The 22,822-nt window shown below is 43.9% G+C and carries 18 protein-coding genes and 1 pseudogene; 5 read left to right on the top strand and 14 right to left on the bottom strand.

Annotation, left to right across the window (positions count from 1 at the left end; all coding sequences use genetic code 11):
• Positions 1 to 126: 126 nt before the first annotated feature.
• Positions 127 to 654, top strand: a complete 528-nt coding sequence (locus EFE42_RS06210) for a helix-turn-helix domain-containing protein (RefSeq protein WP_123136435.1) — start codon at positions 127 to 129, stop codon at positions 652 to 654.
• Between the two features lie 44 nt (positions 655 to 698).
• Here the strand turns inward: EFE42_RS06210 and EFE42_RS06205 are convergent, their stop codons facing one another.
• From EFE42_RS06205 to EFE42_RS06185, 5 genes are all read right to left on the bottom strand, one after another.
• Complete coding sequence (locus EFE42_RS06205) at positions 699 to 4,625, bottom strand: S-layer protein domain-containing protein (RefSeq protein WP_123136434.1); 3,927 nt, start codon at positions 4,623 to 4,625, stop codon at positions 699 to 701.
• A gap of 21 nt (positions 4,626 to 4,646) precedes the next feature.
• Positions 4,647 to 5,636 (bottom strand): thiamine-phosphate kinase, encoded by a 990-nt coding sequence (gene thiL, locus EFE42_RS06200; RefSeq protein ID WP_123136587.1) that lies wholly within the window; start codon positions 5,634 to 5,636, stop codon positions 4,647 to 4,649.
• 203 nt (positions 5,637 to 5,839) lie between these two features.
• Positions 5,840 to 6,658 carry an anaerobic ribonucleoside-triphosphate reductase activating protein gene (locus tag EFE42_RS06195; RefSeq protein ID WP_123136433.1) on the bottom strand — a complete coding sequence of 273 codons (819 nt, stop codon included), beginning with the start codon at positions 6,656 to 6,658 and terminating at the stop codon, positions 5,840 to 5,842.
• Positions 6,636 to 8,864, bottom strand: a complete 2,229-nt coding sequence (gene nrdD, locus EFE42_RS06190; RefSeq protein ID WP_233564764.1) for an anaerobic ribonucleoside-triphosphate reductase — start codon at positions 8,862 to 8,864, stop codon at positions 6,636 to 6,638. The genes EFE42_RS06195 and nrdD overlap by 23 nt, the downstream gene beginning before the upstream one ends.
• 166 nt (positions 8,865 to 9,030) lie before the next feature.
• Positions 9,031 to 9,285, bottom strand: a complete 255-nt coding sequence (locus tag EFE42_RS06185; RefSeq protein WP_123136431.1) for a glutaredoxin — start codon at positions 9,283 to 9,285, stop codon at positions 9,031 to 9,033.
• Positions 9,286 to 9,613: 328 nt separating this feature from the next.
• Here EFE42_RS06185 and radB point away from each other — a divergent pair, with 328 nt between their 5' ends.
• Positions 9,614 to 10,291, top strand: coding sequence for a DNA repair and recombination protein RadB (radB, locus tag EFE42_RS06180; protein WP_123136430.1), 678 nt, complete (start codon positions 9,614 to 9,616; stop codon positions 10,289 to 10,291).
• An 11-nt stretch (positions 10,292 to 10,302) separates the two neighbouring features.
• Here radB and EFE42_RS06175 read toward each other — a convergent pair whose 3' ends face one another.
• Entirely contained in the window at positions 10,303 to 11,031 is a 729-nt protein-coding gene (locus EFE42_RS06175) for an ATPase domain-containing protein (RefSeq protein WP_123136586.1), read from the bottom strand.
• Positions 11,032 to 11,832: 801 nt separating this feature from the next.
• Between EFE42_RS06175 and EFE42_RS06165 the strand changes: the two genes are divergently transcribed.
• The 3 genes and pseudogenes from EFE42_RS06165 to EFE42_RS10765 all read left to right on the top strand — a co-directional run.
• Positions 11,833 to 14,304 (top strand): NosD domain-containing protein, encoded by a 2,472-nt coding sequence (locus tag EFE42_RS06165; protein WP_123136429.1) that lies wholly within the window; start codon positions 11,833 to 11,835, stop codon positions 14,302 to 14,304.
• Positions 14,305 to 14,609: 305 nt separating this feature from the next.
• Positions 14,610 to 14,843: a hypothetical protein gene (locus EFE42_RS06160; RefSeq protein WP_123136428.1), complete on the top strand. Its 234-nt coding sequence runs from the start codon at positions 14,610 to 14,612 to the stop codon at positions 14,841 to 14,843.
• A pseudogene (locus EFE42_RS10765) lies at positions 14,797 to 15,006 on the top strand (IS1634 family transposase); the annotation flags it as partial. The gene EFE42_RS06160 and the pseudogene EFE42_RS10765, both read left to right, overlap by 47 nt.
• Positions 15,007 to 15,158: 152 nt before the next feature.
• Here EFE42_RS10765 and EFE42_RS06150 read toward each other — a convergent pair.
• The 8 genes from EFE42_RS06150 to EFE42_RS06115 all read right to left on the bottom strand — a co-directional run bounded on the left by EFE42_RS06150 (position 15,159) and on the right by EFE42_RS06115 (position 22,777).
• Positions 15,159 to 15,554 carry a hypothetical protein gene (locus EFE42_RS06150; protein ID WP_123136427.1) on the bottom strand — a complete coding sequence of 132 codons (396 nt, stop codon included), beginning with the start codon at positions 15,552 to 15,554 and terminating at the stop codon, positions 15,159 to 15,161.
• A 22-nt stretch (positions 15,555 to 15,576) separates the two neighbouring features.
• A complete protein-coding gene (locus EFE42_RS06145; RefSeq protein ID WP_123136426.1) occupies positions 15,577 to 16,185 on the bottom strand; it encodes an NTP transferase domain-containing protein in 609 nt (202 codons plus the stop codon).
• A complete protein-coding gene (cobS, locus tag EFE42_RS06140; protein ID WP_123136425.1) occupies positions 16,170 to 16,997 on the bottom strand; it encodes an adenosylcobinamide-GDP ribazoletransferase in 828 nt (275 codons plus the stop codon). The genes EFE42_RS06145 and cobS overlap by 16 nt, the downstream gene beginning before the upstream one ends.
• A 7-nt stretch (positions 16,998 to 17,004) precedes the next feature.
• Entirely contained in the window at positions 17,005 to 17,577 is a 573-nt protein-coding gene (gene cobZ / locus EFE42_RS06135; protein ID WP_123136424.1) for an alpha-ribazole phosphatase CobZ, read from the bottom strand.
• Between the two features lie 18 nt (positions 17,578 to 17,595).
• Positions 17,596 to 18,594 (bottom strand): cobalamin biosynthesis protein, encoded by a 999-nt coding sequence (locus EFE42_RS06130; protein ID WP_123136423.1) that lies wholly within the window; start codon positions 18,592 to 18,594, stop codon positions 17,596 to 17,598.
• A complete protein-coding gene (locus EFE42_RS06125) occupies positions 18,591 to 20,069 on the bottom strand; it encodes an aminotransferase class I/II-fold pyridoxal phosphate-dependent enzyme (RefSeq protein ID WP_123136422.1) in 1,479 nt (492 codons plus the stop codon). Before EFE42_RS06125 ends, EFE42_RS06130 begins: the two co-directional genes overlap by 4 nt.
• Positions 20,070 to 20,191: 122 nt before the next feature.
• Positions 20,192 to 20,944, bottom strand: coding sequence for a tRNA (adenine-N1)-methyltransferase (locus EFE42_RS06120; protein WP_123136421.1), 753 nt, complete (start codon positions 20,942 to 20,944; stop codon positions 20,192 to 20,194).
• A 9-nt stretch (positions 20,945 to 20,953) separates the two neighbouring features.
• A complete protein-coding gene (locus tag EFE42_RS06115) occupies positions 20,954 to 22,777 on the bottom strand; it encodes an HD domain-containing protein (protein WP_123136420.1) in 1,824 nt (607 codons plus the stop codon).
• Positions 22,778 to 22,822 lie beyond the last annotated feature (45 nt).

Genomic DNA, 22,822 nt, shown 5'->3' with positions numbered 1-22,822 from the left:
CCAATATTGTTAATGTAATCGAGACATTATTTATATATTGCCTTATGTCGCCATATTATGTCCTAAAAGTATTAATATATCATCAATCATTCCCTTTTAATGCTAGAAATAAATGGAGATAGGAAAATGAGTATTGCAGACAAAGTTATCGAATCAGCATTTGAATCCGATGAAGCGTTCCAGCATACTTTACTGAAGGTCATCAAGGAGGATCTGGGTCTTACAGCGATAGAATTTTCCGAACATTCCTCCATTCCACCAAGTACCCTCTACAAACTTATGTCCGGCAACCGGGAACCCAATTTACGCACGATGCGCCAGATAGTGAAAACCATAAAGAAACTCGAAGGCCATGAGGGCGGAGAATTCATAGCTGTTATAGCATCCCGGCCGGTACTGGATAATATTAAAGAGACAAAAAGGAAAATTCACGGAAACCTGTGCACCATACGAGAGTATGCAGCTACCTCCATGGAAGAAGCGATCATTGCGGCTGTACGGGCTGAAAGGGAAGGAGCAAGGGCACTGGTATGCGCACCTATCGTAAGCCCTACGGTGGAAAAAATCATCAAAATACCTGTATCTACCATTATGCCAAAGGATAGTCTTCTTGAGGCAATCGAGAATGTGGCACGAAAAATGGAAATGGAATGAAAAAAGAAGATAAGAGCGCTTTTCTAAGCGCTCATGTTCTGGTTTTACCTGCCCAGCATGGAACGCAGGGATTCTGCGATCTCAGCGAATTTGGCAGTTCCGCCTGTGGCAAATACGTAGGCTGCACCTCCACCAACTGCAAGGATAAGGCCACCAAGGGCATACCATACAATACTTGTTCCCTCTTCCACATCCATGGTTGTTGAAAGGCCGCCTGCCTTGACAAGATAGGTACCCGGCTCACCTGCAGTAGAGGTGAATTCAACGGTTGTGGAATTGTTCTGTCCGAGAGTGATTTCCTGGCTGTCTGTCACATTGTCGTTGATCGATAACTCGACCGTGTAACTGCCCTCTGCATTACCTGTGTTGGTCGATTCAAGCATTACCGTGAATTCCTCACCGGCAGTGGCAGGAAGCGGATCGATCCTCAGATTGCTGAATTCGAAGTTTGCTGCCAGTTCATTGACCTTGATGTTCAATTCTGCATCAAGGTAACCATCAACTTTGGCTTCCAGCTTGTGGGTGCCGGGCTCTTTGGGATTGTAGGTTATCGTGCCGTCCTCATCAGTCTCACCCAGGGATGTGCCGTCAAAGAATACCTCGGCATCCTCCAGTGGTTCGGAGCCGATCGCCTTGACCACAGAGATGGTTATCGGTGTACCCTCAAAGACTTCCTCAGGGGAAACTTCGATACTGATCTTTTTGCTCTCATCCTCAGGAGATATTACTTCGAAACTGCCTTTTGATGAAACATAGCCTTCCTTTTCAGCTGTTGCAGTAAACGTACCGGCATCACCAGTATCATACTCGAAAACACCTTCATCTGAGGTAGTTCCAACCTTTTCATCATCAATGAGTATCGATGCATCCCTGATAGAAGCCCCACGGGAGGTTACTGTGAAAGTGATTTCCTCGCCTTCGACAACAGTGGTTGGTTCGATATCAATGTCCAGGGATTCATCGGGTTCGGTTTCCACTTCAACGAATGGGTAGTAACGGACATTACTGCTGTCATCGGCAACCTTGAATTTGATCTCGCCCATGATGTCGATGGTGCTGTCTTCATCAAGGTCGATGGAGTCTTCATTTTTCAGAGTGATCGGACTTGTACCGGTAACTTCCATCTCCCCAAATGTGTCCCCATCTTCAACTTCTTCATAATCTTCGGAGATCTGGAAGATACCTTCAACAAATACAGCACTGGTTTCAGTACCGCTGAACACTTCATTGAAATGGACAACGATTATTGGCACATCGTCTTCATCACCGACATCTTTCTCATAGACATATTCATCGTTGGAAGATATTATACCTGACTCAACGTCATCTCCATCCCGGGTCAGTTCAACCATTACCCTTTCACCATTGACATCAATTTCCTGAATATTAAGGGCATAACCTTCTTCCAGAATCAGGGAGGAACCTGTATAGACCGATTTTTCATCGTCATCATCTATCAGGACCTTTGAAAGCTGGCCGCTGGACATGAGATCTGAATCATAAATTTCACCTCCAAACTCACTGTCATCATATCCTGCGAAATACTTCTCGGCCATGAAACCGATTACATTATATTTACCCCAGTTATTGTATTCGAAATCTACAGGTACAGGTTCAGCTTTATAAGTTAGATTACCTTCATCAATTGACCGTCCATCATATTCCACAGTAAGAGATTCACTGCTCAGCCCCTCATCTATGTCATAATAGAAACCCTCGAAGTTCAATGGAGTCCAGGTAAAGCCCTGATCTTCAGCAATGGTACCCCTTAGTTCATAGGTGCCGGGTTCGGACATATCGACAAAGGGTGCAAATCTCAATACATCATTATCGTCTGCTACTATGAATTTGAGTTTGCCCATGATGTCAATAATGTCGCCTTCATCAAGGTCGATGGAACCGTCCTCATTTTTCATTTCTATTTCAGTCTTACCTACATTGGAAATCGTCATCTCGCCGTATTCATCGCCTTCATCGATTTCCACATAGTCATCGGAGATCTGGAAAATACCGTCAATAAAGACAGCATTTGTCTCAGTACCACTGAATACGTCCTCAATATGTACTGCAATTACGGGGACATCATCCACGCCTCCAAGGTCCTTTTCATAAACATAGGTGTCACCGGAGGAAAGGATTGCATCATCTACCTCATCTCCATCCTGAGTAAGGCTTATCCATACACTGTCCCCGTTTACATCCACCTGCTGAATATTGAGGTTATAACCTTCCTCAAGAGCCAGAGATGATCCGGAGTAGATGGATTCGTCATCGTCTGTATCCAAAAGAACCTTTGATAGGATGCCATCTGACATCAGACTGAGGTCGCTATCTACGATAGATGTAGATGTATTTTTATAACCAGCAAAATATCGCTCTGCCATGAAGCCTATTATCTGGTAATTGTCCCAGCCATTGTACTCAAATTCCTTGGATATAGGCACGGTACTATACAAAAGGGCATTTTCCTCTATCTCACGACCATCGACATCAATCGTGATTGTCATAGACTCGGAAGTATCACCTGTGTCAAGGTCATAGTAGAAACCGGAGAAACTACGGCCGTTCCATGTGTACGTGGTTGACTGATTTCCTTCTTCCCAGATACGGTTACCCCAGTAATATGTAGAAGATTGGATGGTTACTGTCTTTTCCGAAGAATTTGCTTCAAATGTACCATCTGAAGCAAAGAATTGGTACGTATAGTTTCCTTCACCAAGAGATGTAGTATTATATGAATAATCCACACCATCCTCTGGATTGTTGGATGAAACCTTACTCATATTATGAGTATCACCTTTTATTACTACCCTCACATAATCAGACTCGTTATTGTCCTGATCTTTATATGTTGCATTGAAGTAAATTTTAGAACCGACGATATTTGATCCGGTTTCATATTCAGCTTTTCCATCTATTGTGGGTTCATGGTTTGAAACTGCTGAATCGAAAGTATCAGGAGTGTTTGTATACGTTACTGTTTCAGTTCCGTCGGATGCTTCAAAATGATATGAATAAGTGTCTTCAGGGAAACCTGACATATTGTAGGTATAATTTTTACCATCAGTGTAATCGGTATCCCCGGTATCCACCGGATCCATATCGTGAGTGCCGTTTATGTAATCCATATCGTGAGTGCTGTTTATGTAAACTTGAATGGTTGAAGGAGTCTGATTATCAAGGTCAGTATAGGTTGCATTGAAATAAAATGTAGTTGTCGGAGACCCAGTTGAAGGTGAAACAGAGCCGTCTAACTGGGGTGCATTATTCACTGTAAATGATTCTGTAGAAGTTGGATCTGCTGTATCTGTTCCATCAGAAGCAGTGAAAAAATAGTCAAAAATACCGAGACCAAAGAAAGAACCTGATTTGTTAAATTCATAGTCCTTTCCATCAATAGTTGTGTCATCTCCCGAATTTGATTCATTCATCCCATATTCAGTTCCGTTAATAGTTACATTTACATAAGCTGCACTATCATTATTTGCATCTGTAAAAGTAACTGTGAAGTCAAAATTTGTAGAATTGTTACCCGATGTTGATGACACGCCTTGATTGATAAGAGATGGTTTTGTGTTCAATATCTCAAATGTTCCACCCCCAGAAGGACCGGTTGTATCTCCTGCAGCAGTAGCTGAGAAATTGTATGGATGAGAAGCGTTCGCAACACTTGAATCATGGGTTGTGCCGGGAGTGAAGTCAAAATAAAAATCTTTACCGTCACTATAATTAGTGTCACCAGAATTTGATTCGTTCATCTCATAGTCAATACCATCAATCGTGATATTAACAGAAATAGAATCATTATCTGCATCACTGAAATTTGCGGTGAATGTAAAATCTTGTCCGATTTCACCATTTCCAGGCGTTACACCGCCATCATTGAATGTGGGTGCAGCAGCCGCTGCCACTCCGCAACTCATACCAATAATCATCAATCCTATCAATAAAATCTTAAATCCGGTTTTCATAGCATAATCTCCTTTGTATAATCATATCTGTTCAGATGTTCCTATATGTAAATAACCTTTTCGATTAATAGCAAAGTTTGCCCTATCTTTGCCAATTAAGTTAATACCTGCATCAATGCCAACAGTTTCTCCTACAACAGTTAAATAAGATTCGGCCTGTAACGCCTCGAACATCTCCCTTGAAACCGTTACCAACAACTCGAAATCCCCGCCTGAATACAGCGCCATTTCCAGGGCTTCTTGCTTGCTTGAAGCAATCTCAGAAACACGCCTGTCTATTGGGAGGGATTCTTCCCTCAGGACAAAACCCACGTCATTGACAGCGGCAAGATCATACAGCGACAGTGCCAGACCGTCACTGGTATCCATGGCAGAGGTCACAGCACCGCTTTTTGCAAGCATCCTGCCCTCGACAATCCGGGGCACGGGTTCCAGCAGGGATTTCATGAAATCGTCATCAAAATCCATCTTTTTCAGGTAGGCTTCCAGGGCTGCCCCGGCTGCCCCCAGGGTGCCGGTAACACAAACCAGATCTCCGGGTTTTGATCCTTTACGGGTGAGAAGTTCTTCTTTGGAAACCCTGCCCAGGGCAGTTCCTGTGATGGTAAGTTCCTCATGGGAATCCACGTCCCCTCCGATCACAGAAGTTTCGCAGAATTGTGCACAATCCCGCATTCCCCGGGCAATCTCGCCGGCATCTGCCAGAGACATATTCTCAGGATAACCCACCGCTGCAAGCAAACCCAGAGGCTGGCCGCCCATTGCAGCAATATCACTGAAATTCACCGCAGCAGCCATCCAGCCGATCTGCCAGGGGGTCATCGTATCGGGAAAATCGGTTTTTTGGTGCAACATGTCTGTAGTAACTACAAGGTACTCCCCGCCAAATTCAAGGACCGCACAATCATCATCCCCGGCAGGCACCCTCAATTCCCTGTTACCCCTGCCAAAAACTGAAGCCAGCTGTGAGATAAATGCGCGTTCATCAATATCCTTTATCGTTGATACCATCGAAACCTCCGAAATATCCAATGCCTCTCTGCACATCATATCAGCAATACGAATGTTCCGGTTTACGAAATCAGAAGGCATCGGAAAAAGCCAGAAAGCACGCCTGCAGATCAAGTACCGCCAGGACAGGCGATAATTCAGCAGGTATGCTTCTCATAACTATATCTTACAAAAGGTACTGCCGGCACATATAAAGAGGTTGCTTAAACTTCAGACTGGTTTGAAGTTATTTTTTCAGTGCCGTTTTTGCCGGTACGTATACAGACATTATTCAGGAAAGAAGTTGCAGCATAACCCAGGGATAAAAGTTCATCCCGGCTCAGGGGAGACAGATTCCTCAGGTTCCTGTCCATTGAATGTTCCGTTTCACCCTGCTGGATAAAATAGGCAACATCGCTGCCAGCACATTTTAAAATAGAAGAAGCAATCGATTCAATATCCTCGGGTTTATCCATAAAACCTGGCAGCACGGTTGTTCTTAATTCCTGCAGGAGTTTGTTCTCTGCAGCCAGTTTTATGGAACGTTGCACATTATTCACAGCATCTGCCGGTGAAATTGTCACAGCAGGATAGGAGCCATAACCAATCATCCTGCCATAATCCCCGGCATTTTCAAGAGAGGCTTTGACATCGATGAAAACACCATCAACCAATTCATTTTCAATAAGATCTTCCAGAACATCGATGTGTACACCATTGGTATGTATCCCGACCAGAAGTCCCATATCCCGGGCCATTTGAGCGATTCCTGAAACTGCCTGCTCCTGTTGCAGGGGTTCCCCACCCGAGATTATCACAGAACTCACAAAGGGACGGGAAGTTTCCATTAACTGTTTTATCTGGGAACTTTCGACCAGCTCTGAACCATTCAAAATAGAATAGTTCTGGCAGTAAGGACACCTGAAAGGACAGTCCCTTAAAAAGAAAACTACAGAGGCCTTGCCCGGCCAATCGAGGGTAGAAAGGGGGACATAGTCCCCGAAATTCACCTCGAAATCTTCAACGCATGTCCGGGGAGCCATATCTCATCCTGTCCGCAAGTTCTTGTTTCTTGGCAGCATTCCATCCGCCTACAGACTGGATATAACCGGTAACCCTGGAAAGGTGCTCCACATTATCGGAATTACAATTCTCACAACGGTCCTGCAATCCGGACATCATATGGAAATCATTCATACAGACGGTCATGTCCTTTGTAAAAGCAAAGTAGCCAGTCTGGGTGTTGCGTGCAAGATGCATGGTAAAGTCTTTCAGTCCCTTTGCATCGGGAGAACCTTCACCAAGCCAGATGTGCATGATATTTCCCCCATCAACAATAGGGAAGAATACATGCTCTACATTGATCCGCTCCATCAGGGACAGGTCTGCTCCCGGTGGTACATGTGTACCATTGGTGTAATACACAGGCAAATCGTGCGTTTCCTTGAGTCTGGATACCGAGGATTCCACATCTCCCTTGAGAACCGAAGCAGCCATTTCCCTGTACTCATCATGAAGCAGGTCTGAAACACCGAATCTCTGACAGGTAGTTTCAGCAGGCGTTCGTGCAAGAGCTATCTCAACCCCGTGTTCCTCTGAAATCTTGCGGGCATGCATTTCCATTTCTGTCATTGCCCTGACGGCAACCTTGAAAGCCTCTTTTGACTCATGCATCTGGGAACCTGTATGGTACTGGACCATCTCATTGATACCCACCACACCTATGGTAAACACAAGACTATCCATATCAACAGCAACAGCGCCTTTCTTGCCGGTAACCGGGTCCTTGGGCTGCTGTGTGGCAAAGGGCATCCTGCCGGATTCAATGATCGGGGTCATCCATTTAAGTTTGGTCTGGAACACCTCAATTGCCCTGTCCATCAAACCCTTAAGCTTTGCGAATAGTTCCTCATCATCACCCTGTGCATCGTAGGCAGCCCTTGGACAATTCAGGGAAACAACCTGCCAGGAACCCATGGAAAAGTGTTTTCCGTCCTTGAAGTTAAGCTTTTCTTCAAATTCATCATCATCTTCTGCATTTGCAGAAAACTGATAAGCACAGCACTGGTAACAGGAGATTCCTTCACCTGCTCCCCTGTAAGGAGGAAGCTGGTTATCAAAATAGGGAGTGCCAAACTTGGCGGTAAGTTCGAATGTCAGGTTATAAAGATCATCATAGGTCGGAAGTTCTGGATGGGCACGATTGAACATCTCGTCCTCTTCCATGAAATCAGGCTCAATCGAGATCTCCGGTTTGGGGAAATTAAAGGGTTTACCCCAGTAATCACCCTCAAGCATGACATTCATAAGCGCCTGGAAACCAAGACGGACCTCCCTTTCATAATCACCATAAACCCTAACGTCACTACCATCCGAACCATCCCAGACACGTCCGCGATAGACTACAGGTTTATCTCTCCAGAGTTTTGGAACCCCGGGAGAAAGCTGTACGGAGGAAAAGACAAGCTGTCCTCCCCGGGCTACCATCATCTGGGTCATCTCATAAACGAACATCTGCATCAGCTGTTCGATCTCCTTGTAGGACTTACCCTCTAAAAAGGGCGCAAGGAACGTAAGGAAATTATAGAATCCCTGACCTCCGGCAAAATTCGTCTGGGCACTACCCAGGGCTTTTACCGCATGAAGAACTGCAACTTCAGCTTTCATTGCAGGACCGGCAACACTTGCCTTGGCACCGGAACCATCCGGCATGAGACCATAATAGAAGAAGTATCTCAAATCCCAGTCCTGACAGAAAGCGCGGGTTCCCATGTATTCCAGGTCATGGATATGCAGATCACCATTCAGGTGAAGGTCGGAAAGTTTGGGTGGCAGAAGTAAAAGATACTGTTCCTTGGAGATTTTGTCGGCCTTTTTCTTGTGGGAGGTTTCCGCATTCTCCTGGAGATTGGCATTTTCTTTGGCTTCAAAGCCTGTACCCATATCGATCTCGCAGGCATCATAAACAGGAGTACCTACCCTGGTGGAAATATTACGCCATTCCACCTCATTGCGCTCAATCAGGACCATATTAACAACTTCCCTGATGAGCGGGCCGGAGAGGAATCTGAGATTCATACTACGAATTCTTTTTTCCGTTTCCTTTGCTATACCAAGGGCATCATCCCGGGTGATAGCCGGGATACCATGGAAGCGTTCACTGAGAGAGGTTTCTTTTAGCAGCTGATTTACAACGATATTGCGGTCCCATTCAACCATATGGCCGTCAGTGGTCCTGACTTTAGGCATTATTGAAACAAAGCTCCCGTCAAGAGTCTGCTGGCGTGGAGATGATTCGGAAGTTGCTTCAACAACATTGGACGAAGGAATGGTGTCCTCAGGGACACCGCTTATATCGGTATTTTTTACTTTCTTTTCAATTTCTTCTGCCATAGAATCCATATTAAGCCCCCATTTAATTTAGTAAATTCTGAAGGACATCCATATCCACATCACTGCCTTTGAATATATTGTCAGATGTAAGGAAATCGTCCCCTATCTGCAATACAGGTGCTTCACTTGTAAAGACACCATTTATGCGCAGTTCGGTAAGTGCTTCTGCAGATGTCATATCTGCTTCTTTAAACTGTACATTATTCTCTTTTAGCGTCGCTTTCAGACGGGCACATTTCGGGCAGACATCGGTGGTATAGATAATAATTTCAGACATGATACTCCATCCTTGTAACAATAAACACCATCAGGAGAGCCAGAGAAGATAGAAAGGAATCAACGATCATGAACAAGATTCCGATTTCCCCTAAACGACTGACTTCCCGCAGTAAGTAGATCGAAATAGGATTCATTCATTTATAATGCTTTTTCACCCTATGTCTGGATACACTGAAATGTGCCTGGTAACAAATGTGATATACAATAAAATAATCTAGATGTTCTGAATTTATTGTATTATCTGATCTGGTAACAAACAAAAAGAAATGTTTCCAAAAGATGTATAACCTAAACCCCGATAATAGCAGTAACTTGAACCAATTGAGGTGTACAATATAACCGACTTACTTACATCAGGGTGCAAACCCATAGATGAACTGCTTGGAGGCGGGTTCGAAGCAGGAATTGTGACCCAGATATATGGAGAATCCGGAAGCGGAAAGACAAACCTCTGTCTCCAGCTTGCAGTCCATTGTGTAAAGGGTGAAAAAAAAGCAATTCTTGTTGATACTGAGGCAATCTCACCGGAACGGTTCAGTCAGATAGCAGGTGAAAATGCCAGGGAAATTGCCCAGAACATAATCATCTACGAACCCCACAGTTTTGAGGAACAGTATTCTGCAATCCATGAGATAGAAAAAATAAGTGCCCAGAACATCGGACTTATAATTGTGGATTCAGCAACTGCTTATTACCGCTTTGGTCTTGAAGATGAAGAGAAAAGTATCCGCACCCGCAGGGAACTTGCCAATCAGATAGGCTATCTGCACGGCCTGGCCCGCAAGAGAGGAATTGTAGTTGTTATCACAAATCAGGTCTATTCAGACATAGGAACGGGCAAACTGAAACCTGTGGGTGGCAGTACGGTCGAACATATGTCAAAAACCATAATTCAGCTTGAGCGTACAGGGGAGAATAAAAGAAAAGCCAACCTGCTCAAACATCGCTCCCGGCCGGAAGGATTGAGCAGGGAATTCATAATTACCGAAGAAGGGCTGGAGTAAAATAAGAATATTCACTCCAGATACGGAGACTGGGCAAGCACCGACATCCCATTATCCGAAATATTAAGCACACGCACCTCATTGATTGTGCTCGAGCCCCTCATTTTCATAACAAAGATGGTACGCTGGAGATTATTGCCTACCCTGACACGTTCCAGTTTGACAACTGAATCGGCACCATATTCCACCATCTCATCAAGGTCAAACATCTTGCCAACCGAAATCAAAGAAGTTACATCGCGGCTGCGCAGGACACCAAATACATCATCTATCAGAGTCCTGAGTTTATAATTTGAGTCTATGGCAAGGAAAAGGGCCTCAATTGAATCAATGAATACCCTCTGAGGCTGCACATCATCTATTTTGCTTTCAATTAGCTTTTTGAAACTCTTGATAAGCTCTGAGGGTGCGATTTCCACACTTTTCTGGAGACGAAGCCCCGGATCTGTGATATCAACAAAAGAAAGTAAGCCATCATCCTCAAGTTTCTTGAAATCCCAGTCAAAAGATGCTTTCATTTCCCGAACGATGGATTTGGATTCTTCCGATGTGATTATACACATCACCTTCTCGCCGTTCTTTGCCCCCTCATAAATGAACTGAGATCCAAAAATCGTTTTACCGGTACCTGATTTCCCGGAAACAACGTTTGCGGTACCTTTAAAATACCCGCCTTTGAGCATCTCATCCAGTCCATTAATACCAGTACTAACCCTTTCAGGAATTGTTGTCTCCTCCATTTGAAACACCTTGTGAACCACACCACGCTTACGCATGATGCTTCCTGCTTCATACCTTTTCCCAACGGAAACAAGTCCACAGGCTCTACCCGTAGTCCCTACGGTATTTTAAATATATTAAGTTTACTTGTTTCTCGTAAATTTATACATTACATTATGTAGTTAATATTTTTATATTTTTTGTACGCCTTCATCCCCTAGCTTACGAAGGGGCATTCTGCTTTTTTGATAAATATCTCACAATGTAATCAGAACATAATAGCAAAAATATCCACCTATGAGTAAACACAATGGAATTTATTTACATCCCGACTTTGACAGTCAAAAGTAATAATAGTGTTCTTAGCCTTGCTGTATTGGGTTATAATGCAAACAAAAACTAAGAACATATGAGATTATTCCTGACAAGAATATATGCTTTCCTATCGGAACCGTTCTGGTTGTAAACCAACTTTACGAAACCCTTAATCTTCCTTCAGTTTTTGGTAAACACAAAAAGAATGGAATTGATATCAACAATTTACTGAAAGCTCTTGTAAGTTACAAACTGACATATAATTTCAGCATAAGTAAAGCTCACGAATGGATCAATCAGGAGGAAGCCCTTGATATTGTAACTACCGTTGCGATAAGCAGAAATTTTTTCTTTATAAATGTTATTCTGTTCACAGTATCTCCGAAAGATTTCCTACACTTTTTGATCGAAACTCTGTTTTTGTTCAAGATGTCACAAAATGTTGTAAGACATTCAATATATATATATTAAGCATCACACTATAATCTATCTAGGAATGATTCAACATGGATAGATCCCACTCATCCAGGCTGAAATGCCTGTTAGTATTGATATTTGTATTGTCATTGCTCACCATCGCAACCCACCCAGCGGCTGCGGCAATTATTACAGTTGATGATGGCGGTGATCAGAATCACACTGCCATCCAGGATGCAATTACTGCCGCCAGTGCAGGCGACACCATCCGGGTGTATCCCGGCACGTACAATGAGAACGTGGAGGTAAATAAGCAACTGAACATCACTTCAACAGATGGTGCTGCCGTTACGAATGTTACTGCTGTATCATCATCTGATTCTGTGTTCTTTGTCACTGCTGATGATGTGACCATCAACGGGTTCAATGTGAGTGGTGCTACATCTGTTTATAACTCCGGCATCTTTCTATCTAGTTCCAGCAACAACACGCTGACCAATAACACGGCGTCGAGTAATTATCGCGGCATCTATCTGGATATTTCCAGCAACAACACGCTGACCGGCAACACGGCGTCGAGTAATTATCGCGGCATCTATCTGGATATTTCCAGCAACAACACGCTGACCGGCAACACGGCGTCGAACAATACTGACGACGGTATCTATATATATAGTTCCAACAACAACACGCTGACCGGTAACACGGTGTCGGACAATAGTGACGAAGGCATCTATTTATCTACTTCCAGCAACAACACGCTGACCGGTAACATGGTGTCGGACAATACTGACAACGGCATCTATATATATAGTTCCATCTTTTTACCTAGTTCCAGCAACGACAACACGCTTACAAGCAACACGGTGTCGAATAATACTGACAACGGTATTTATCTATCTGGTTCCAGCAACAATACGCTGATCAGCAACACGATGTCAAACAATACGTACAATTTTGGAGTTGTGGGTGACAACATGTTGGAGATGCTTAATGACATTAACACAAGTAACACTGTGGATAGTAAACCTATTTATTATGTTGTGAATAATAGTGACATTACAATTGATTCATCCACGAATGCTGGTGTTGTATATTGTATCAATTGCCAAAATATATCCATCGAGGATCTAACCCTCTCAAATAATGTGAATGGTATTTTCCTTTACAATTCAACCGACTCAAATATTACCAACAACACAGTGTCAAGTAATTATGAATGTATTTCTCTGGATTCTTCCAGCAACAACACGCTTACAAGCAACACTATGTCGAACAGTAGTGACGACGGTATTGATCTAGACTATTCCAGCAACAACATGCTGACAAGCAACACTATGTTGAACAATAGTGACGACGGTATTGATCTAGGCTTTTCCAGCAACAACAACACGCTGACAAGCAACACAGTGTCGAACAATAGTGACGACGGTATTGATCTAGACAGTTCCAGCAACAACACGCTGACCAATAACACAGCGTCGGACAATAGTGACAACGGTATTTATCTGAAGGATTCCAGCAACAACAACACGCTGACAAGCAACACGGCGTTGGACAATGGTGACTACGGTATTTATCTATCTGATTCCAACAACAATTTCATCTACAACAATCTCTTCAACAACTCTGACAACATTAATGTTGACGGAACCAACACTGGCAATGTCTGGAATACCACAAAGACCTCAGGCACGAGCATCGCAGGAGGTTCGTATCTTGGTGGCAACTACTGGCTTACACCAACTGGTACAGGGTTCAGCCAGGTCAATGATACCGATGTGGATGGTGATGCTATATGTGATGAGACATATAGCATTGCATCAGGTCATGTGGACTATCTGCCCTTGATTGCACCGGACACAACTACACCTGCCAGTAGTGGAGAAAGTAGTAGCGGAAGCCGTGCATCCGTCGGTCAGAGCAACACGCCATCGAATGTTGCATCCACGGATTCTGCAATAAAGAAGGTTCTCGCAGGTGACAACGTGGAATATGATCTCTCGGGTGGGGAGGGACCGGTACTCGGTATCAGCTTTGATGCAAATAGCTATGAAGGCAATGTCGTCACCAACGTGCAGGTACTCAAACAGATGCCAGACGATGTAGAGGATGATCCTTCGGATGGTCAGCCATACCAAGTAGTAAGTCTCACTGTTGGAAGTGAGGGGACCATCTCGAATGAGAATGCTGACAACATCCTGATCAGGTTCAAGGTTAGCAGGGAATGGATAAATGAAAACAATATAGATCCATCCACCATTCGCATGACAAGGTACCATGAGGATGCATGGAACGATCTGCCAACCAATCAGGTAGGAGAAGACGATGAGTTCCTGCACTTCACAGCCCAGACGACTGGATTTTCTGTATTCAAGATAATTGGGGATGAACTCGTGGAAGTATCCGAACCTGTCGAGGAACCAGAGTCTGAACCTGTTGAGGAAGAAACACCTGAAGCTCCCGCTGAGGAGGATACCGGTCTTCCGGGATTCACGGCAGGAATTGGCATTGCTGTGCTGGGATTGGCAGGGTTTATGTACAGAAGAACGAAGCAGTAACGGCGTAAGGGGAAACGGGTGTTTCTCCTGACTTACATTTCTATTGCACCACTTCTGTGGTGGTGCTTTTCTATTTTTATTCCTTCAGCAGCGTATCCGCTGCAATGTGCCCGCTTCTGATCATGTGATCCGCCATAACCAGAGCCATCATTGCCTCTGCGACAGGCACCTGTGGTGGGATCGTGCTTTGGAACTTGAATTCAAGGAAAATCAATTATATCGAGGTATTTTCAGAGCTTTTGTAGCCCGACTTTGACAGTCAAAAGTAATAATAGTATTCTTAGCCTTGCTGTATTCGACGAAAAATGCAACAAAAACTAAGAACATATGAGATTATTCCTGACAAGAATATATGCTTTCCTATTGGAACCGTTCTGGCTGTAAACCAACTTTACGAAATCCTCGATCTTCCTTCAGTTTTTGGTAAACACAAAAAGAATGGAATTGATATCAACAACTTGCTCAAAGCCCTTGTAAGTTACAAACTGACAGATAATTGGGTTCATTGCACAATTGTTCATATCACTGATGCGATATGAGTACGATGAACTCAAATCCAAGTCTACAAAATTCATTAAAAATAGCTTATTGAATTTGACAGTTACCGTGGATTACATGAAAAATAAGGCAAAAAGGTACATTTACGCTAATTTTGATGCCATAAATACACTGATTTTAAGGCAAAAAAGGATGAAATCGTAGAAATTAACGTGAATTATTTAACATTGTCAAATGGGTTTTCCTGACAAAAAAGTGAAATTTTGGGGTTCAAAGAGGGGACGGTTTCTTCAAGATAGAGTTGAAACTGTCAAACTGGGGTTACATATAAAATAGGGGATTCCTTATATAAAAATTCATGTATCTTCCCCTGAAGTTAATAAAAAACCGCTTTCATCAGACGTATCCGGTTCTTCGACAACTTCTAGCAACACCTCACTGAAAAGTAATTTTTCCAGTGTACGCGTGACATAGCTGCGTTGCTGATGTTTACTTATGTCCTCCCCGAGACGCAGGTCAGAATCAACCTGTACCCTCCACAATGCCAAACGGAGATTTTCAGGGTCCTTTATGTCCATAGTATAGAATTTCTCCAGGAAAAAGGGAAGAATAAAGGGATTGTCCACAACTTCACACAATAAGAGATATTCTTCAGGGAAAGAATTTGTGATATCCAAGTTCTGCGTACCCACAATCAGCCCTAATGTATCCAGAGAATAATCCTTGCCCTTAATATTGACACAATTTGTCATAGACAACCCCGAATTATTTATTCTACCTCTTTTCCAGAATACCAGTGCAGCGCTGCAGATCCTCTGCAGTATTGACATTCAGGGCTACTTCAGGGTCTTCCAGAAGATAATTATAATATACCTGTTCCTCCCGGATTTTGCTTCCGTCAAGGATATTTATCCCGGTGGGGACTATGAGGTTTCCACTCCAATTGAAAACGGTATCCGGGCGCAAACCTACCTTTTTACACAGAGAAAGGGGTATAAATACCGACATTGAAGGTTTTCCACACCTGTAATATTCTTCCACAATGGAATCGATAAGATCGGCTGTTATCAGAGGGAGGTCGGACATGATTACCATCAGGGGTTCTGCAACTTTTGCCTGTTCCACAGCATAAACCATATCGCCAACATAATTATCGCCGGCAGTATCAATGGTTTCGACATTACCTCCATAGCAATTTTGTACAACTTCTTCGGTGTGAGGGGTAAAGGGGGACACTGTCACATAAACATCACCAATGCTCCCTGACTCCTCCAGGGCATCCACAACATAACATACCATGGGCTTACCCAGAATATCCACACAGGGTTTCTCACCCATACCCAGACGCAAACCCTGACCACCAGCCATTATAAAAGCATCCATGAAAGACCTCCGTAACCTGTATTGATAGCCATTATTGCAAGAGTGATGGCAATCAGGGAAGTAAGCCTGGCAATTTCATTGGCAGTACCGATACAATCCCCGTTGACACCACCAAAATGCCTGTTAGAAACATTGAGAACTCCGAAAGCTCCCATTATGGCTGCCACAAAACCTATCAAACCAATTAAACCCAACCCGAGAACAGATACAGCACCACCCATTACCAGGCCAGTCAGGTATTTACCGATATCTGTTTTGTCGATAACCATGGAACCCAGGCCTTCATGGATCGATTTGCCAAAAGCTGCTATTGTGAGCATACCCTGTTTGGCACCGATCTCCGCCACAAGCAGGGACAGGGGCAAAAGTGCCCACTGAGGCAGCGATGATATACCTCCGGTAATGTATATCTGCTGCTGAAGAGAGGAAATACTGGCATAGAGCAAAATCAGGCCGATGACACAATATGCCACCCCGCCTATGCCCAGCGACATATCCTTAAGGGCCTTGATCTTCTTTTCAAGGGAACCGTGAGCAGTACACCCGTCACCAAAATCAGACAGCCCGTCCAGATGATTGAGACCTGTTAGATAGTAAATAAAAACAATAACCAGGGCTGCGGAAATATTTGCAGGGAACACATACTCCACAATTCCTGTAAACATGCCAATCAAAAGACCCAGTATAATACCCGTAAAGACAAACAGGTAACTTCGTTTAACCAGTTCATCGAGGCCTTCCATGGTAATTCCCACGGGAATTGTCGATAAGAAACCAAAACCCGTCCTGACTGCAAGTAGAAATCCGCTCATCCGGCTATCACACCACCGTCGACTTTTCATCATCTTCTTTTTTAGAGTTGTCAATCTCTGCCATTCCCCTGGTATACATATTGGCAGAAACGCCTCCGATAAGTCCACCAATGACATCATCCATGAAAGGACCGAGTTCTGCAAGTATACCCGGTTTTTGTTTGTCGAACCTGACAAACTCAAACATTCCCTTGTCCCCACTGATATATTTGGAAATGCTCATCCCCAGTACCTCATCAGCTATCAGGAAGGTCAGGTCCCTTTCATAGGAATCACGACTTATGTTAGGCAGTGTCCCATTGCGACCCTCTCTTTCAAGCAGGATACCGGAATAGATCAACATGCAAAGATTGGGATCGGAAATCGCAAGACGAAGTTCCCTGATAAAAAGGGCTTCTGCCTTTTCACGAGTCTCGATTCCCGGATGAGGCGTGTAAAGTCCCATTGAAGCTTCCACAAGTGCCTCTTCAGTAATACCCTCCTCCTTCAGGATATCCATAATATCATAAATATAACCGGTATCAGCTTCTTCGGGCTGTTCTCCTTTTGTATTCCTGGATTCTACATCAGACAATTTCATAGTATCACTTTGACCAGATTATATAAATTTCCAGATGAAGTTAGTAAAAACATAAATTACAAGTGAAAAGCACGCTATAGCTATAAGAGCCGCTCCTTCTACAAGCCGGTTTGCCCTTTTAATAGATTCCGCACCCGGGGATGCAAGCCCCTGCCCCAGCACATAAACTCCCGGTTTTTCCAGTTTGACACCTATAGCACCGGCCACTGCTGCCATTGGATAGCCGGAATTCGGGGAATCCGGAACGTTGCAATCGTTATTTGAACAGTAGCATGCACCTGAAGGATCAAAAGACATATTTTTTGGCAGGATGTTCAGGAAAAATGCAGCCACCCAGATGAAAAACAGGGAGATCCGGGCAGGAATCCAGTTAAGTACATCATCCAGTTTTGCCGAGAAGAAACCAACTTCCCTGTGTGCCTCATCACGGTAGCCAACCATGGAATCAAGGGTACTTACGGCTTTAAAGGCATAAGCTGCTATCAGACCGAAGGGGCCTGCTACAGAATAATAGAGAAGGGGAGAGAGAATAGAATCTACATAATTCTCGGATACGGTTTCTATGGCAGCAGAAGATACATGAGAGCCACCAAGTTTTGATGTGTCCCTGCTTACATACATAGAAAGTTGTCTCCTGGCCTCCTCCAGGGCTCCCACTTCCAGAGATGATGCAACTTCTTCTCCGGCAAATAACAATCTGCGGATAGCAAAAGTACTTTTGAGGAAATAGGCCTCAATAACTATACCCACAAGTTCAGGCACCAGGGATTGACTCGATACTAAAAGTACAACATAGGCAATAAGGGATGCAAAAAGAATGCATGTAATACCCATGAAAACACCATAGGCTTTTCTTCCCGATGAAGGAATGTGCTTTTTGAAAATGCCAATCAATGTCCCGATCCAGACCACCGGATGCAGGCGAGCCGGAGGTTCCCCTACTGCAAGATCAATTAACACAGCAAATAAAAGCACATAAATCATATGCATATAACCGGCATAAATAAAGTCCATCATAATAGGGGCTCCATTACCTCATCCCAGGCTTTTTTGAGTTTGTCTTCCATCTCTCCTTCACCTTTGAGGACATCAAGCAGATTCCGGACAGTTGGTTTTTGGTGAACCAGGCCACATTTTTCACAACTCCACACCTTGCCTCCGCTTGAGCGACAGACCCACCTGCCTCCTGTGCACTCATCCCCGCAGGGATAAAAGGGGCAGAAGCAGAAAGTGCAATCCTGCCCTTTGAAATGGCAGGGATAATAGGGACATGCCCTGTTCGCACCAAGAGGCCTGACAGGTTCTTCTTCCAGTATCTGGTTAAGATTCTCCATGGCACTATCCCGGGCACTGTCAACTACAACGGTCCCTATAGCTTCCACAAGTCTATCAGTATCCTCTTTCGGCCTCACCGAAACCCTGATAAAATTACGGTCCAGGGAATAAAAGTCGGAACAATCCCTTACAAGAAGACCTTTTTCAGCGAGTCTGCGAGTCAATTCGACCGAATCGAGACTTGCAGCGCTTACATCAACAAGGACAAAGGATGTATTGCTTTCATATGTCTTGAATTTCCGCACCTTACTCAGGCGCTCCATAAGGTAGCGGCGGTTTTCCCGGACGAATTGTCTGGAAGCAGGCAAATAGGTATTAATCAGTTCTTCCTGCATATCCAGCAAGGAAAGAGCCGTTGCCTCTTCCAGCAAACCCAGGTTGAAGAGATTGCGTACCCTGTTCAAAATTGCTGCAAAATTCTCATTAGTAATACCAAAAGCAATCCCTGCTCCGGGAAGCGAAAAGGTGTCTTTCAGGGAACGGATCACCAACAGATTGGTATCATGAGATACTTCACCAACCATTGTGACGGATTCAGCCGTAAAGTCTATCAGACTCTCATCAACCACCAGCAGGGTAGAATGGTCATTACAGCGTTGCAGAAGAGAAATTAAATCACTTTTTGAATAAAGCTGGCCGAAAAGATTGTCCGGATTGGTTAGGAGAATAATCTTTGCCTTTTTAAGCAAAGCTGACGATATGTTTTTTAAGTCGTCCTCAAAAACATAGTTCACTTCCCCACCACTGATTATGCAATGTTTTTCATTGGCCGGATTCTGAGACCTGTTCAGAAGAACGGTATCCCCGGTTTCAATTACTGAGGAAAACACCATGCGTATTACATCTTCAACTCCCAGAGCAGGAACAATATTATCAGCAGAGATATTATTTCCAAAATATTTGGCAGCACTTGACCTTAATTCTGAATATTCATTATCAGGAAAGTGTGAATACATAGATTCCACACGGGAAAAAATATCCTTCAGGCAGAGTTTGCAATCCGGATAATCAAAAGGACTGCCCAGAGGATTGGATGTTGAACTAAAGTCAATTATAGCTGTTTCACTAATACCTTTTTCCAGAGCAATCCTGTGCCCATCTTCTAAAGGTTTCCTGATTGATTCAGCATCCTTTTTCCATAATCCATTATCAGACACGTTAATCGAAATGAACTAATGAATAGAACCTATATTAAATTAATCAAATTGAGTTTCCTATACTCCAGAATCATTAGCCTTGAAACATTATGTGAAAATAAAAAAGATAAATCTACTCTTGATCATTTTCTGGCAAAGGTCAGATAACCGGTGTGACCCACACGTGCCGGTGCGGGTCTTGTACCTCTCTCGGATACAGATAACTCTCTTTCCAGACATTCAAGAGTATGTACACTGTAAAATCCTGCCTTCACTGCTTCCAAATATACGGCTTTTGCCTGTTCAATAAAAGGTGAATAAACAACAAGGAAACCTCCGGCAATCAGGCTAGAACAGGCATACCTGACAGATTCTGCCGAACCTTTAATATCAAGTACTATAACATCGAAAAAATCACTGCCCTGTTTCATCACATCCACAATATCCCCGCATCGAACTTCCACATTGGAAAGACCTGCCATGGACAAATTGGCCCGGGCATTCTTCACAAAATCCTCACGTATCTCATAGCTGATAACTTCCTTTGCTACAGAACCCAGATAAATGGCAAGCACACCGCTGCCTGTGCCGGCTTCGAGGACCCTGTCAGAAGAATTTATACCTGCATGCGAAATGATCTGGCCCACATCCTTGGGCATGATAGGTGCCCCCGTGCGTTTTGCCAGCCTGAACATATCCGGGGCCCGGGGCCTGATCACAGAGAATTGCTGACCCATATGGGACACAATGGTGCCTCCGGGATTTATATCCAGCAAATCAGCCGTTTCAACAATACCAAATTCGCAGTGGAACTGTTTACCCGAAACTGTGGTCAAATATTCCCGGAATTTATCTTTATGACGGGTGCGCAAAAGTACTGTTTCATTTTCTTTCATACATACACCTCAGGGTTGTTGATAACGGCGGGCAGGAATTGTTACGATATCCCGGGGGATAGAGTGTTTATCCTGCCTGAGTACCTTTGAAAGTTCCCTGAATTCACGGCTGTAGGCTTCTGAAAGTTGTTTTCCATATTTAACTCCGTGCATCGTCAGGACATACTCATAGCGCTGGTGGAACCTGTTATCCTTTTCATAATAACGCAGGTCTTCATCCACAATGCCCATTGCCACGAGCAGCTGGATGTCCTCAAAAACCCTGTTGCTGTAAGGAAAACCATAATCCCGGTGGAAATTATAGTCAAAGAGGTTACGAAGTCTTACGTCTTCACTGAACCGCTGGACCATGCGATATATCCAGGTTATATTGCGTAAGCGGGGAATCGAGACAAAGCCATCTTCCTCTTTCCAGAAGATTGAATTTACAGTATAGAACAACAATACCAGCCCCTCTATGGGCAGGTAATTTTCCTGGCGTATAAATCTCAGCAACTGGGGAGAAAGGGTATCAACAGTGTCACCTACAACATCCTTAAGCTGTGCAGCTTCGGGGCATCCGACACCATCAACCGGAGAAAAAACAACCAGTGACAGTTGCCTGGAAATTGCCCTGACCAGACCATTTGCAAGGGCGGATTCATCGTAAAAGAAACTATCCTCACCGTTCACAACAACCCTTGTACTGCGAGGCACTCCACTGGCAACACTCAAATCTACAAAAACGTCCCCTATTCTCTTTTCAAGCTGTTCCTCGAACATCCTCTTGGCCACACCATGCCGGGCGATTGTAGACAGGGCCATCCGGGTTGCCGGGTTGAGGGTTTTCTGGTTAAATCGTACAATTGGGTCACAGATATTTCCTGCCAGGACTGCACTGATCAGCTGTTGTGCCTGATCGTTGCCATATGTTTTTATGAAATAGAGCAAGTCAGCATCATTATATTCTGTGAAAAACAAACCCACCTCGTTATTCACAGATTCTGCATCCTTCTTTTCCCCAAACACAGCCAGAGCATTTTCAAGAGCCCTCAATAACATAATCCTGGCAGACTGGGTATGAGGATGATGAACTATAGCATTATAGTGATGTGCACGTGCTATGAGCATTGATTCAGCAACCGTCAATGTCATATCTTCATCATAACTGCAGCCATCCCTTTTACCCAGTACGATATTGCCATTGCGGATGCTCAGGTTCTGTATTATCTGATCCACATCTATTAATCCCAGGGATATGCCGGTGTGATACGAATCACGAAGCAAAAAATCAATCCGATCCGCATCTATGTCACCGGATATTAACTGTCCCAGATAGGGCTTATCCAGAAGAGAGGACTTACCTGTTGCCATGAGGGCGATTTGATCGAAAAAATCAACAGGATCCTGGCCCAGCTCTGTCTCAACTATTCTTGCAATATTACCGTTGTTTGCAAAACAATTCCTTATGACATATTCACTGAAAGCTTCGTGGTTTTCCCTAATTATACCACCGTATTGTGGCTTAATATCGGGATTGCGCTTCAGGACATCTTCCACGGCATGAGAATATGCAGAATGACCCACATCATGCAAAAGACCTGCAACTTCTACTTTCACTTTATCCTCTTGTGGCAGAGACAGGGCATCGGCCATCAGGGATGCCATATGCATGGTACCCAGGCTATGCTCAAAACGGCTGTGCTTTGCACCCGGATAAACGATATCAACAAGACCGAGCTGCTGGATGGAACGTAACCTCTGCACCTGAGGAGTTTCCACCAGTTCCTTTTGGAGAGGAGTTAACAGGATAGTTTTATGCACAGGATCATGAATAGCCCTTGAACTGACCATGGATGTGTATTTAGGTGGAAGATATATATAAAGGTGTAAAATATC

Source organism: Methanohalophilus sp. RSK (assembly GCF_003722075.1).
GTDB lineage: Archaea > Halobacteriota > Methanosarcinia > Methanosarcinales > Methanosarcinaceae > Methanohalophilus.
This window is presented reverse-complemented; position numbering and strand designations above follow the sequence as displayed.